The 12,597-nt window shown below is 44.1% G+C and carries 13 protein-coding genes; 11 read left to right on the forward strand and 2 right to left on the reverse strand.

All coding sequences use genetic code 11. The annotated features are described in order from the left end of the window. Positions 1 to 65 precede the first annotated feature (65 nt). The 6 genes from gloB to IQ457_RS04065 all read left to right on the forward strand — a co-directional run bounded on the left by gloB (position 66) and on the right by IQ457_RS04065 (position 6,790). Positions 66 to 845 (forward strand): hydroxyacylglutathione hydrolase, encoded by a 780-nt coding sequence (gloB, locus tag IQ457_RS04040; protein ID WP_191689931.1) that lies wholly within the window; start codon positions 66 to 68, stop codon positions 843 to 845. Positions 846 to 1,058: 213 nt separating this feature from the next. Further along, positions 1,059 to 2,126, forward strand: a complete 1,068-nt coding sequence (yejB, locus tag IQ457_RS04045; RefSeq protein WP_200662179.1) for a microcin C ABC transporter permease YejB — start codon at positions 1,059 to 1,061, stop codon at positions 2,124 to 2,126. Further along, positions 2,126 to 3,208, forward strand: coding sequence for an ABC transporter permease (locus IQ457_RS04050; RefSeq protein ID WP_207161687.1), 1,083 nt, complete (start codon positions 2,126 to 2,128; stop codon positions 3,206 to 3,208). The genes yejB and IQ457_RS04050 overlap by 1 nt, the downstream gene beginning before the upstream one ends. 31 nt (positions 3,209 to 3,239) lie before the next feature. After that, on the forward strand, positions 3,240 to 4,919 hold the full coding sequence (locus IQ457_RS04055; protein WP_446737530.1) for an ABC transporter ATP-binding protein: 1,680 nt from the start codon (positions 3,240 to 3,242) through the stop codon (positions 4,917 to 4,919). 34 nt (positions 4,920 to 4,953) lie between these two features. Beyond that, positions 4,954 to 5,196: a hypothetical protein gene (locus IQ457_RS04060; protein ID WP_200662180.1), complete on the forward strand. Its 243-nt coding sequence runs from the start codon at positions 4,954 to 4,956 to the stop codon at positions 5,194 to 5,196. A 283-nt stretch (positions 5,197 to 5,479) separates the two neighbouring features. Then, on the forward strand, positions 5,480 to 6,790 hold the full coding sequence (locus tag IQ457_RS04065; RefSeq protein ID WP_200662181.1) for an iron-containing alcohol dehydrogenase: 1,311 nt from the start codon (positions 5,480 to 5,482) through the stop codon (positions 6,788 to 6,790). A gap of 87 nt (positions 6,791 to 6,877) precedes the next feature. Here IQ457_RS04065 and folE read toward each other — a convergent pair whose 3' ends face one another. Further along, positions 6,878 to 7,474 carry a GTP cyclohydrolase I FolE gene (gene folE, locus IQ457_RS04070; RefSeq protein WP_200662182.1) on the reverse strand — a complete coding sequence of 199 codons (597 nt, stop codon included), beginning with the start codon at positions 7,472 to 7,474 and terminating at the stop codon, positions 6,878 to 6,880. A gap of 382 nt (positions 7,475 to 7,856) precedes the next feature. On the opposite strand from folE, the gene IQ457_RS04075 reads away from it, so the two are divergent. Together IQ457_RS04075 and IQ457_RS04080 are read left to right on the forward strand one after the other, a co-directional pair. After that, a complete protein-coding gene (locus IQ457_RS04075) occupies positions 7,857 to 8,663 on the forward strand; it encodes an enoyl-ACP reductase FabI (protein WP_200662183.1) in 807 nt (268 codons plus the stop codon). A 123-nt stretch (positions 8,664 to 8,786) separates the two neighbouring features. Next, a complete protein-coding gene (locus tag IQ457_RS04080; protein WP_102077056.1) occupies positions 8,787 to 9,485 on the forward strand; it encodes a YoaK family protein in 699 nt (232 codons plus the stop codon). A gap of 51 nt (positions 9,486 to 9,536) precedes the next feature. On the opposite strand, the gene IQ457_RS04085 is transcribed toward IQ457_RS04080, so the two are convergent. Then, complete coding sequence (locus IQ457_RS04085; RefSeq protein WP_200662184.1) at positions 9,537 to 9,698, reverse strand: hypothetical protein; 162 nt, start codon at positions 9,696 to 9,698, stop codon at positions 9,537 to 9,539. A gap of 375 nt (positions 9,699 to 10,073) precedes the next feature. Here IQ457_RS04085 and IQ457_RS04090 point away from each other — a divergent pair, with 375 nt between their 5' ends. The 3 genes from IQ457_RS04090 (at position 10,074) to IQ457_RS04100 (ending at position 12,563) form a co-directional block, all read left to right on the forward strand. Beyond that, positions 10,074 to 11,495 carry an SLC13 family permease gene (locus IQ457_RS04090; protein ID WP_200662185.1) on the forward strand — a complete coding sequence of 474 codons (1,422 nt, stop codon included), beginning with the start codon at positions 10,074 to 10,076 and terminating at the stop codon, positions 11,493 to 11,495. Between the two features lie 143 nt (positions 11,496 to 11,638). Continuing rightward, positions 11,639 to 12,247: a DUF1543 domain-containing protein gene (locus IQ457_RS04095; protein ID WP_200662186.1), complete on the forward strand. Its 609-nt coding sequence runs from the start codon at positions 11,639 to 11,641 to the stop codon at positions 12,245 to 12,247. Position 12,248: 1 nt separating this feature from the next. Then, the gene (locus tag IQ457_RS04100) at positions 12,249 to 12,563 is read left to right on the forward strand and encodes a hypothetical protein (protein WP_200662187.1); all 315 of its coding nucleotides are present in this window, start codon (positions 12,249 to 12,251) and stop codon (positions 12,561 to 12,563) included. Positions 12,564 to 12,597: the final 34 nt, after the last annotated feature.

Genomic DNA, 12,597 nt, shown 5'->3' on the forward strand with positions numbered 1-12,597 from the left:
CATTTGGTTTTTAAAATTTAATAAAAAACATCAGTAATAAAGACAATCACTGCTAAGGACTTCATATGAGTATTCGTATTCACCCGATTAAAGCGTTCAATGACAACTATATTTGGACACTCATTAATGAAAATAATAAGCAGGCGATTGTCATTGATCCGGGTCAAGCTGAGCCAGTGATTGCTTATTTAGAGGAGCATGAGCTGGAGCTGACGTCTATCTGGACCACGCATCATCACCATGATCATATCGGCGGTGTTGCCGAGCTACAAGAGTCTTATCCGATGACCCATCTGGTTGCGCATACAGAACACAACGTCGATGAAGACCAGACCATTAAAGACGGCAGTACGGTCAGTGCTTGGGGCTGCGCCGCGCAAGTATGGGATGTGTCCGGTCATACAGCAAGCCACGTGGCGTATATTTTGGATATAGATGGGCAGAAGCATTGTTTTTGCGGTGATACCTTATTTAGTGCCGGTTGTGGTCGCGTCTTTACCGGTACGATTGAGCAATTGCATGAGAGCTTTAAGCGTTTAAATGGCTTGCCAGCTGAGACGCTGCTGTATCCAGCACACGAATATACGGCCAGTAATCTACGCTTTGGCTTATCTATTGAACCGGCTAATGAAGCGATGCAGCAAGCGCTTGCGCAAGCAGAAGAAAAAACCGCCCAAGGTGTCCCGACGCTGCCCGTTACTTTAGAGCATGAGCGCGCAATCAATGTGTTTTTGCGCACGCAAGAGCCAAGTGTGATTGCAGGGGTGAAGTCTGAAGTCACTATTGATGATGATAAGTCTTTAACTATATTTGCAGCATTACGTGAGCTAAAAAATAACTTCTAAATACTAGGGCGTGTCCTCACTTCAAGCGATTGTATCTAAATGGGCTAAAAATGGCTAAATTTTGCCAAACATCGTCAAATAGCTGACTAATATCCCGATATTATTTGCGCTATTTTCCTCGTTTGACTGCAATTTATCTCATTTTTATGACCATTTTTAAAATGAGGACACGCCCTAAATTGTCATATCTCTTTATTTTAGGAAGCCGCCATTATGGGTCGTTATATCTTAAAAAGGTTATTACTGATATTACCGACGCTATTTTTGATATTGCTGGCAAACTTTGTCATTGTACAAGCGGCGCCGGGCGGTCCTGTTGAGCAGCAACTGGCGCTTATTGAGCAAAGCGCAAAGGACAATGCGCTCGGCGGTAATCTTGGTGCGGGCAGTGCCGGTAATACTAGTACTTACCAAGGTACACGCGGTCTATCGGAGGAGATGGTAGCGGCCATCAATGCGCAATACGGCTTCGATAAGTCAGCACCTGAGCGTTTTTGGCTCATGCTCAAGAATTACGCCAAGCTTGATTTTGGTGAGTCGTTTTTTAAAGGTCAATCAGTGACGGATTTGATTGTCGAAAAGCTGCCAGTATCCATCTCGCTTGGGCTTTGGAGCACGCTGCTGATTTATATGATCGCCATTCCACTGGGTGTGTATAAGGCCATGCATCATGGTTCAGGGATTGATAAAGCCACTGCCATGCTGTTGGCTATCGGCCATGCGATACCCGTCTTTGTATTTGCCGTCATACTGTTAGTTTTTTTTGCCGGTGGCAGCTACTGGAATATTTTCCCATTGCAAGGATTAACCTCTGAGAATTTCGATCAATTAAGCGCCCTTGGTAAAGTGAAAGATTACTTTTGGCATCTGGCATTGCCGCTCCTAGCAAGTACCGTTGGCGGCTTTGCTGGCTTGACTTATTTGACCAAGTTTAGCTTTTTAGAAGAGCTCGGTAAGCAATATGTGCTTACCGCGCGAGCCAAAGGCTTGGGCGAACGGCAAGTGTTATACGGCCATGTGTTTCGTAATGCGATGTTGATTATTATCGCCGGTATCCCAGCGGCCATCGTTGGGATTTTCTTTGCCGGTAATTTTTTGATTGAGATTATCTTTAAACTTGATGGTTTGGGGTTGTTGGGTTTCGAAGCCATTCAGCAGCGTGATTATCCGGTGATATTTGGTACGCTGTTTATCTTTACTTTGCTCGGGCTGTTATTGCAGTTAATCAGTGATTTGAGTTATCACTTAATTGATCCGCGTATTGATTTTGAGGGGCGCTAATGTCAAGTCATCCATTATCTTCTGTACCCTCAAACACATCTTCCATTGTCCCAGAAAAAAAACGCCGCCTAAACCCTATCTGGCAGGCGCGTCTAAAGCGTTTTCGTCATAATCGCCTTGGAGTAACATCGCTATTTATTTTTGCCCTGATATTTGTCATTTGTATGGCAGCCAATGTGATTGCCAATGACAAGCCGCTACTGGTGCAGTATCAAGGTGATTATTATTTCCCCGTATTAAAAGCCTATCCTGAAACGACTTTTGGCGGAGTGTTTGAGACCGAAACCAACTATAAGGACCCTGCGGTGCAAGCTCTGATTGATGGGCAGGGCTTTTATATTATGCCGCCCATTCCTTTTGCTGACCAGACACCCAACGTTGAGCTTGGGATTCCATATCCAGCCGCGCCCAATAGCCAGAACTGGCTAGGCACTGATGACTTAGGACGCGATGTACTGGCGCGGATACTTTATGGGTTGCGGGTATCGTTATTGTTTGGACTGGCACTGACGCTCGCGGGGGCACTCATTGGTATTATCGTTGGTGCGATACAAGGGTATTATGGTGGCTGGGTGGATTTGGCCGGGCAGCGCTTTATGGAAGTATGGGGCGGGATGCCTCAGCTGTTTATGATTATTATTTTGGTCAGCTTATTCAGCCCTAGTATCTTTATGCTGTTTGCGATGATGTTGTTATTCGGCTGGATGGGCTTGGTAGGGTTGGTGCGAGCAGAGTTTTTGCGCGCGCGTAATTTTGATTATGTTCGTGCCGCGCGTAACCTTGGGGTATCAGACAGTCAAATCATGCTCAGGCATATCTTGCCAAATGCATTGGCATCAAGCTTGTCACAACTGCCGTTTATTTTAACGGCTAATATTATTGCTTTAACAGCGTTAGACTTTTTAGGGTATGGCTTGCCACCTGGTTCACCGTCGCTTGGTGAGCTGATGGTACAAGGGAAAAACAACCTTGATGCCCCATGGCTTGCGCTATCAGGGTTCTTTAGCTTAACCTTTATCTTATCATTGCTCATCTTCGTTGGCGAAGCGCTACGTGATGCCTTTGATCCGAGGCGCTCCTGATATGACAACTGATAAGATGATAAACGCTAATATGACGACGACTGAGCAAAGTGCTACTGAGCAAAATGCCTATTTAAATCATAGTCATAGCAACAGCCAAAACAAGCTCATGCTGAGCGTAGATAAACTTAGCATCATAACTCATGCAGGTGTTGCTCTGGTAGATAAGCTATCTTATGAGCTTAGGCAAGGGCAGACGTTAGCTATAGTAGGTGAGTCGGGCTCGGGAAAATCGATTGCCAGTCTTGGGCTGTTGGGTTTGCTACCGGACAGTTTGACCGTTACTGGCAATGTAAAATTAGCAGATGTAAAAGGAATGATGACATTACTGGTAGCTAATAATAAGGCACGTAATGCGGCGCTGCGCTCTATTCGAGGGCAGCGTATCGGTATGGTGTTTCAAGAGCCGATGACGGCGCTAAACCCACTACATACCGTCGGCAAACAAATTGCAGAATCCTTGCGTATCAGTGGCTTAGCCAAAAAACAGTGGCGCGATAAAAGTATCGCTTTATTAAACGATGTCAATATCAACGATCCTGCTGATAAACTGAATCGCTTTCCGCATGAGTTATCAGGCGGTCAACGCCAACGAGTCATGGTTGCTATGGCATTGGCGCAGCAGCCTGATATCTTAATCGCCGATGAACCGACGACCGCGCTTGATGTCACCCTGCAACATGAGATTCTTGAGCTACTAGATAATCTCAAACGTCAGCACAATATGGCGATGATATTAATCAGCCATGATCTCAATCTGGTCAGGCGTTATAGTGATGATGTCATCGTTATGCGCCAAGGGCAAACGATTGAGCAAGGGCAAACGGCAGCGGTATTTAATGAGCCGAAAGCAGAATATACCCGCTCGCTTATTCAGCAAGATTTCGGGCACGCGCTCAGTTTATTGGATGATGAAAGTCAGTTACCAACCGTATTGCAGGTCAGTAACCTAAAAGTGCAGTTTTCGATTGAAAAAAGCTTGTTTGGCGGTACCAAACGCTGGTTTGATGCGGTAAAAGATGTCGATATGACCCTGCGGAAAGGGCAGGCATTAGGTATCGTGGGTGAGTCAGGTTCTGGCAAAACGACGATTGCCCTTGCGCTAAGTCAATTACTCAGTAATCAAGCGCGTGTCAGTGGTCAGATAATGGTCAATGGACAGGACATGACAGCATTGTCCAAACGTGATTTGCGCACCTTTCGCTCGCAAAGTCAAATGGTGTTTCAAGACCCCTTTGCCAGTATCAATCCGCGCATGACAGTCATGCAAATCGTCGAAGAAGGGCTGTTAGTTCAAGGTGTCAATAAAGCAGAATGCCAGCAAGCAGTGATGGATAGTTTGGCGACTGTGCATCTACCAGCTGATTTTGCGCAGCGTTATCCGCATGAACTATCAGGTGGTCAGCGTCAGCGCGTCGCCCTTGCGCGTGCCCTTATTATGCAGCCAAGTTTATTGATATTAGATGAGCCAACGTCGGCGCTTGATAGCACCACGCAGGTTACGGTGGTCAACTTGCTACGGGAAATTCAAGCAAAATTGCAAGTCAGCTATGTGTTTATCAGCCACGATTTAAAAGTAGTACGCGCCTTATGTCAGCATATGATGGTGATAAAAGATGGTGTGTGTATTGAGTCGGGCCCTAGCGAAGATGTGTTTAATAACCCACAGCACCCATACGCACAGCAGCTGTTGCAGGCGAATTTGTTATAACAATAAACGCTATCAATTATTATAAGTAAAAAACATGAGAAAATTATGCTTGATGCTTTTATTTAGCGCTCTATCGCTTAGTGGTTGTTCGGATAGTTCAACCGTAGCTAATACAGAAGACAAATATGCCATTGGCGATCTTGGCGGCGTTTCTGTAAATCTACCTAGAGAATTTGTCGAATTGATTGAATATGATGGCGATCCTAGTTGGATAGCCAAGCGCGTGGGCAAAAAGCCTGAACGAACCTACAACAAGTCGCTACTGAGACTATTTTAAGTTTTCGTAAAGAAGCAAGTTGATGGCTGATTTTCTTTGTATAAGTAAAGATGCGACGCTAGATAACCAGAACATCGCAGTTCATAATAATCATGACATCCTAAAAATGGCGGTGGTACAATAAGTTTAAACAGTAGTCTGCTTTATATAGACGCTGATGCAGTATTTTTATTCACCGTGCTTTTGTTTTGCAAGCATTTCTATTTTGACAGCGGTGATGATTCGCTGATTCAAGTTGTCGCTATTGCTAGTATTAGCATTATTAAAAAGGATTTTTATACCTATGAAAAAACAAAATACAATTTATAAATTGGTCAGTAGTACAGGCTTACAACACGCTGGTTATTTGGCGGTTGCTAAGACGCGTGCCAAAGTGCTAAAAGCGTTCGCTTACGTTGTGCCTATCAGAAGACCGATGTTATTTGTCGGTGAGACCTCATGTGAAGATTTGTGCGACATGCTCATCAATGAAGGCAATACCAATGTTTTTATCGTTACGGACGCAGTATTAAACAAACTGGGCATCCCTGCGAAAGTCACAGACTATCTAGATAGCAAAAATATTAGCTATAAAATCTACGACGGCATTACCCCAGATCCTACTTTTAAAGTCGTCGAAGAAGGATTGCGCAAGTCTGTCGATGCTAAGTGCGACTCGATTATTGCCATCGGTGGCGGCTCGGTTATTGATGCCGCTAAAATGATTGCGATGTCACAGGGCAATAACTGTAAGCCAAAACAGCTTATCGGTATCCTAAAAGCCAGAAAGCCTTCGGTTCCGCTTTATTGTATTCCGACCACAGCGGGCACCGGTTCAGAAGCGACGTTGGGTGCGGTGGTGTCAGATGACAAAACGCATCAAAAAGCCCTGTCTATCGACCCAAGAATGGTGCCATTAGCAGCGGCTATCGATCCGATTATTATGAAAGGCATGCCGGCGCATATCACAGCTGATACGGGTATCGACGTCTTAACCCATGCTTTAGAAGCATGGATGAGTGCCAATGCTAGCGTCGAGACCGATTATTATGCTGCCTCTGCGGTTAAAGCTGTGATGCAAAATCTACCCCTAGTTTATAAAGATGGCAGCAACCTCAAAGCCCGTGAAGAGATGGGTATCGCTGCTCATTACGGCGGTATCGCCTTTAATAAAGCTGGTCTTGGCTACGTCCATGCTATCGCTCACCAGTTGGGGGCGCACTATAGTATCCCCCATGGTCGTGCCAATGCCATCGTCTTACCATATGTGCTTGACGTCAATCGTAAAGGCAGCAAAAAAAGATTGGCAGAGTTAGCTCGCAAGACTGGTATGGTCAAATCGGGTCAAGCTGGCAAGAGTGATAGCGATATTGCCGATAGTCTCATCGCACAAGTACGCGAGCTGATTGCTACCTTAAATATCGATCCAACCGTTAAAAATATGCAAAGCAGTGATTTTAATGATATTGCCAAAGCCGCGGCAAAAGAAGTCAGCGATACTTATGCGGTGCCGACTTATCTATCTGCTGCTGAAATTAAGGATATTTTAACCAAGATTAAGCAAGCCAGTGATGAGCACGCCAGTCGTGATGCAAAAACTGGTAAAGTTGCTTAACCTTAAAAGCCAGTGAATAACCTCTAAAAACAAAAAAAGCATATTACTGATAAGGTAATATGCTTTTTTATGATTTTAAAAACCCACTTAAAACGCAGGACGGCGTTTTGGCACGGCATCTAAAAATTCATTACGCGCTTGATTGTCGTGTACATATTCGCCAAGCATCGCTGTGCTGCGCGTGGTCGAATGCTGCTTGCTGACACCGCGCATCATCATACACATATGCGCGGCATCCATGACCACCGCCACACCGCGGCAACCTGTCACATCCATAATGGCTTGTGCCACTTGTTCGCTTAAATTCTCTTGAATTTGCAAACGACGGGCAAACATATCGACGATACGGGCGAATTTTGACAGCCCTAATACTTGTCCATTTGGCAAATAACCAATGTGCGCGATGCCATGGAACGGCAACATATGATGCTCACATAATGAATAAAATTCAATGTTTTGCACCAACACCAATTCACGATTGGTCGATGGGAATACCGCGCCGTTGACGACTTCCTCCAAGCTTTGATGATAACCTTCAGTCAAGTGCGCAAACGCTTTTGCTGCGCGCATCGGGGTTTCTTCTAAGCCGGGACGCTGTAAATTTTCGCCAGTTGAGATGATTAGCTGACGATAAGATTCGATACTTTCTTGGTAATCTGATGTAATTGTTGGGGTATTGCTCATAAGTTTGGCAGCCATCCAAAATGTGGGTGTAGCTTAACGCTAAATCCTCGTTTACAAATAAGCGTTGTAAAGGACTTTATAAAGATTGTGCAAGCTGGGAAGGGTTGTGATTATACTTGAAAAGCACTCAACTTCATACCGTTATGGACAATCCCTATCAGCTATCTGCAAAAATCGTCACTCAAATGCTGGTTATCTGAAGGGTTACGCGCACAAATATAAACAGTAAAGGTGAGCGATTGGCAAAGAGAGTTATAGTTTACGACTGTTTACTTAAATTGATTCGTGTATAATAAAGCCACTTTATATTTTTACTTGCGCTCTCTTATATTGGCTCATTTTAATGAGTTTCAATAGTTTAATCGTTCAACAAGGAAATATTATGCTACTACAAGGACAACGCTTTGTCGTCACCGGCATCGCCAGCAAGCTCTCTATCGCCTGGGCAATCGCTGAAGCGCTACACCGTGAAGGTGCGTCGTTAATTTTGACGTATCCCAATGATAAAATTAAAAAACGTGTCGATATGGCCGCAGAAGCCTTTGAAGCTGACCTAGTGCTTGAGTGTGACGTGGCGTCCGATGAGTCAATTGCCGCGTGCTTTGAGCAAGTGACCGCGCACTGGGGCGATGGCATTGATGGCGTTGTCCATGCGATTGGTTTTGCGCCGATGGATCAGCTAGACGGCGATTTTGTTAAGGCCACGACCCGTGAAGGCAGCCAGATTGCCCATGATATCTCAAGCTACAGCTTTGTCGCATTGGCAAAAGCAGCGCGCGAGCTGTTAGCCATGCGTCACGGTTCTATGCTGACCTTGACTTATGAAGGGAGTATCTCGGTATTGCCAAATTACAACGTCATGGGTATGGCAAAAGCCAGCCTTGAGGCCAGTGTGCGCTACCTTGCTACCTCGATGGGTGGCGAAGGTATTCGTGTCAATGCCATTTCTGCCGGACCTATTCGTACCCTTGCGGCAAGTGGCATCAAATCGTTCCGTAAAATGCTCGACATCAGTGAAAAAATCGCCCCGCTACAGCGTAATATTACCCAAAACGAAGTCGGTAATGCCGCGCTTTTCTTGCTGTCACCGTGGGCATCTGGTATTACTGGCGAGATTATGTTTGTGGATGCAGGTTTTAATACCGTCGCCATCAGCGAGCAGTTAATGATGCTAGATGAGACAAAATAACAGCTACTCATTATACTGCCAATGCTAGATAATGTACTTTAAGCAGGTCGGAAGGCAGCCAATTGGCTGTCTTTTTTGGTTATAATAGGGGCTTTTTTGGTGCTAAGCCATTGGGCGGCGAATATGATAACCAGATTACCAAAATGGATATTGTGGGGCGGCGCTGTGCTGGCATTTAGTGCTGGCTGCGTCAATACGGCGGCATTGATGGGCTTTACCAATTTGTCTGTCTCGCACGTGACGGGCAACGTCAGCTTGTTTTCAGCCGCGATTGCCCATTTAGACGGTCGCAGTATTTTATATATCGGTGCTTTGCTGCTGTCTTTTTTGGCTGGGGCAATATTAAGCGGTTTTGTGATTGGGCAACGATCATTAAAGCTGGGTCGGCGTTACGGCAGTGCGCTGTATATAGAAGCGGCGCTATTATTGATTAGCTATTGGTTATATCAGCAGCATGATTACTTAGGACAATTGGCAGCGGCGATGGCGTGCGGCTTACAGAATGCGATGGTCGCTACCTATAGCGGCGCGGTTATTCGTACCACCCATTTGACCGGTCTGACCTCTGATATGGGCGCTGCTATTGGCAACTGGCTTGCAGGTCGCCGTATTAGTAAGCCTACATTGGGCTTTCAAGCGATTATTTGGTACTGCTTTTGCGGTGGCGGCGCCGTTGGGGCGTTTTTATATGCCAAAGTTGGCTATGGCGCGTTATTTGTCCCTATTAGCATTGTTTTGAGTGCAGCTTTTTTCTATAACTATATGTCAGACCGTTTGCCAGAAAAAAGACAGCCGAGACAAAAAAAGCGCCCATCTGCTTGATGAGCGCTTTTTATTTTAACTTTTTAATTCAAATAAGCTTAACGAGACAAACTACTTATCGTTTTCTTCGTGATCTTCATGTTCATGCAACCCTTGCATCATATCTAATGCGGAATCGTCGGTACGCTGCTGATCTTTTTTATCCAATCCGTCTTGATTGATATCTTTTGGTGCCATTTTTGTGGTCGCATCGGTTTTATTTGAATTTGGCATAACATACTCCTGTTTGTTTTTATCAATGTCCAATAAAGTCCAATAAAAATTTTAAAAATATAATGGGTAAATTTATCGGCTTTTAGTTTTAATTAACTTATTTAGTATGAGATGGCACTGTAAGCTTGTACATACACGGTGTACGCTTGTTTAGTGACGATGTGTAACGATACATCACACGGATTACTGCTTAATTTTTCTATAACCACATTTATTGCAAAATTATTAGCAGCACTCTTAAATCAGTTTTTTGTTATATATCTGCTATGATGACGGCGTGTTTTTTGCGGTTACCGATTGATGAAGGGTATATCGCCAAAATACGCTTTTATTTTAGGTTTTTTACACTGTCTTTGGGGAAAATAAGGACATTTTATGTCAGAGCAAAAACTAGATAGCCATCTTCCTGATGATGGCAACGAGTATTTATTTACCGATACTTTTCCAAAAGGTACAGGTAAAGGGTTGATAGTGGTCGCTATTGCGGCGGTTATCAGTATGATTATCTATAACGTTTTGCCGTTTGATATCAATGCAAATAAAGGCCTGGCGATGTTGTTTTTCATCGGGGTACTATGGCTGACAGAGGCGGTGCACGTTACGATTACGGCGCTTTTGGTCGTCGTCGTTGGTGCGTTGATTGGCATTCCAGAGTTTGATGCGGAGATTGGCTTACAAAGCTTTGCCAATCCGACGATTTATTTATTCTTTGGTGGTTTTGCTTTGGCAGCGGCACTACATGTACAGCAACTGGATAAAAAAATTGCGTTGAAGATTTTATCGATGTCAGGCGGTAAGCTCAGTACGGCAGTATTTTTGATATTTAGTGTGACAGCGTTTTTGTCGATGTGGATATCGAATACTGCGACCGCGGCGATGATGTTGCCACTAGCACTCGGTATTTTGACCCAAGTTGACCGTGAAAAAGACCGTGGCACCTTTGTTTTTGTATTACTGGGTATTGCTTATTCAGCGAGTCTTGGTGGTCTGGGTACGATTGTTGGTTCGCCGCCAAACGCTATTGCCGCAAAGGCGCTTGATATTGCGTTTGTAGACTGGATGAAGTTTGGTATACCGATGATGTTGGTGCTCTTGCCATTGTTACTGGGTGCCATGTATGTGTATTTAAAACCAAATCTAAATCGTAAGATTGTACTGCTTGAAGACGAGCCTATTGCTTGGAATAAACCGCGCATAGTGACAATTATCGTCTTTATCATTACCGCCCTTAGCTGGATCTTTTCCAAAAAAATCGGTGCGGCATTAGATATTACGGATACCGATGCCGTGATTGCCTTATCCGCTGCTGCTGCTGTAGTGAGCTTGGGTTTGGTGTCATGGAAGCAAGTGTCTGATAATACCGATTGGGGCGTACTCATGCTGTTCGGTGGTGGTATCGCGCTATCGACGATTTTGAAAGTATCAGGTGCGTCTTTGGTACTGGGCGAAACGGTTGCCAATGCGCTGTCTTCATCACCGCTTATTATAGTGATGATTGCCGTATCGGCATTTATTATCTTCTTGACAGAGTTTGCTTCTAATACGGCTTCTGCTGCTTTGTTAGTGCCAGTGTTTGCTGCTATCGCTGAGCAAATGGGACTGCCACAGGAAGTGCTCGTCTTGGTCATCGGTATTGGCGCCTCATGTGCCTTTATGCTACCGGTTGCCACGCCGCCGAATGCGATTGTCTTTGGTACGGGGCTGATTAAGCAAAACGAGATGATACGTGTTGGTGTTATTCTCAATATTCTTGCTACCCTAGTCGTCGGGTTGTGGGCGTATTTTTTCTTAATCTAGTTTAAGCCGTCATTTACTGCTTTCAATAAATCCCGATATTTACTTAAATGTCGGGTTTTTTATTTCCTTTTATTTTCAATGACTGTATAACTAAAGCTTTGAGGATGAGCTTTATAGAATGGCTCGGATAAGGACTGATTAAAATGCTAACACTGTTTATGGTACAACTTGGTGGTCGCCCAAAAGGTCGTTTGATTGAGCAGCACGATATATTTTTTGGCGTGGCCAACCAAGTCAGCGAGCTGATAGACGATATCAATCAGCACTGGCCTGAAGTCAAAAATAAATGGCATATTGACTCGTATCGAGCGATTAGAAAAGTTGATAATTATGCGATTAAATTGGTCGAATCAAGTAGCCAAACAGAGAGTGCCAACGATATAGAGAGTACCAACGATTTAAAATTATTCTTTATCAATTTAGGGGGTTATCAGCGCGGCAGTTTCGAGGAGTTTCATTATAAGCTGCTTATCGTTGCTGCTACTCAAGCGGACGCTATTAAGCAAGCAAAGCAGAGCGAATTTTATAAGCAATTTACTTATAAAGATAAAGAGTCGCCTTTTAATGCCGCCTCGCATATTGATGATAAGTTTGAGGTAGATATCGATGACATATACAACGTCAATGACCTTATCTCTAATGTTCGGTTGTCGATTAAGCCGATTACTAACGATAACAATGAGTTTGCGAATACTGATGATAAAGAGTACGTTGGTTATCTGAGTATCAAGAATTTAAGGAGGTTAGCATAATATGGCTTTAAATATGTACTATAAAAATGGCATCATACGCAAAACGCGCAGCCAAATATCTGATGAGCTATTGACCACGCTTTATCAGATTCATAATAATGCCAATTTTCCACAATTGACGTGGTTAATTGATAACTTTTATGAAAATCCACAGATTCAGCCTAATGTCGCTAAATTATTAGCTGATGAGGTGGTGGCGTTTGAAAGACTGTTACTTTCGTTGCACCTGCCTTTTCCTATGCTGCCTCTGCAAAAGCTCTATAGCTTCTTTACGGGAGCTGCAACTAGTGGGCAGGTAATTTATACCAGTAATTAGTGAATTTTTTGCTTTAGCCTGTTTCTATAACCAT

Source organism: Psychrobacter sp. M9-54-1 (assembly GCF_016613355.1).
GTDB lineage: Bacteria > Pseudomonadota > Gammaproteobacteria > Pseudomonadales > Moraxellaceae > Psychrobacter > Psychrobacter faecalis.

What these genes read in the sequence shown, in the direction of transcription:
- IQ457_RS04050 (WP_207161687.1), top strand. Translation starts at nt 2,126, where the DNA reads ATGTCAAGTCATCCATTATCTTCTGTACCCTCAAACACATCTTCCATT.
- IQ457_RS04055 (WP_446737530.1), top strand. Translation starts at nt 3,240, where the DNA reads ATGACGACGACTGAGCAAAGTGCTACTGAGCAAAATGCCTATTTAAAT.
- IQ457_RS04075 (WP_200662183.1), top strand. Translation starts at nt 7,857, where the DNA reads ATGCTACTACAAGGACAACGCTTTGTCGTCACCGGCATCGCCAGCAAG.
- folE (WP_200662182.1), bottom strand. Translation starts at nt 7,474, where the DNA reads ATGAGCAATACCCCAACAATTACATCAGATTACCAAGAAAGTATCGAA.
- IQ457_RS04065 (WP_200662181.1), top strand. Translation starts at nt 5,480, where the DNA reads ATGAAAAAACAAAATACAATTTATAAATTGGTCAGTAGTACAGGCTTA.
- IQ457_RS04090 (WP_200662185.1), top strand. Translation starts at nt 10,074, where the DNA reads ATGTCAGAGCAAAAACTAGATAGCCATCTTCCTGATGATGGCAACGAG.
- IQ457_RS04100 (WP_200662187.1), top strand. Translation starts at nt 12,249, where the DNA reads ATGGCTTTAAATATGTACTATAAAAATGGCATCATACGCAAAACGCGC.
- IQ457_RS04080 (WP_102077056.1), top strand. Translation starts at nt 8,787, where the DNA reads ATGATAACCAGATTACCAAAATGGATATTGTGGGGCGGCGCTGTGCTG.
- IQ457_RS04060 (WP_200662180.1), top strand. Translation starts at nt 4,954, where the DNA reads ATGAGAAAATTATGCTTGATGCTTTTATTTAGCGCTCTATCGCTTAGT.
- IQ457_RS04095 (WP_200662186.1), top strand. Translation starts at nt 11,639, where the DNA reads ATGCTAACACTGTTTATGGTACAACTTGGTGGTCGCCCAAAAGGTCGT.
- gloB (WP_191689931.1), top strand. Translation starts at nt 66, where the DNA reads ATGAGTATTCGTATTCACCCGATTAAAGCGTTCAATGACAACTATATT.
- IQ457_RS04085 (WP_200662184.1), bottom strand. Translation starts at nt 9,698, where the DNA reads ATGCCAAATTCAAATAAAACCGATGCGACCACAAAAATGGCACCAAAA.
- yejB (WP_200662179.1), top strand. Translation starts at nt 1,059, where the DNA reads ATGGGTCGTTATATCTTAAAAAGGTTATTACTGATATTACCGACGCTA.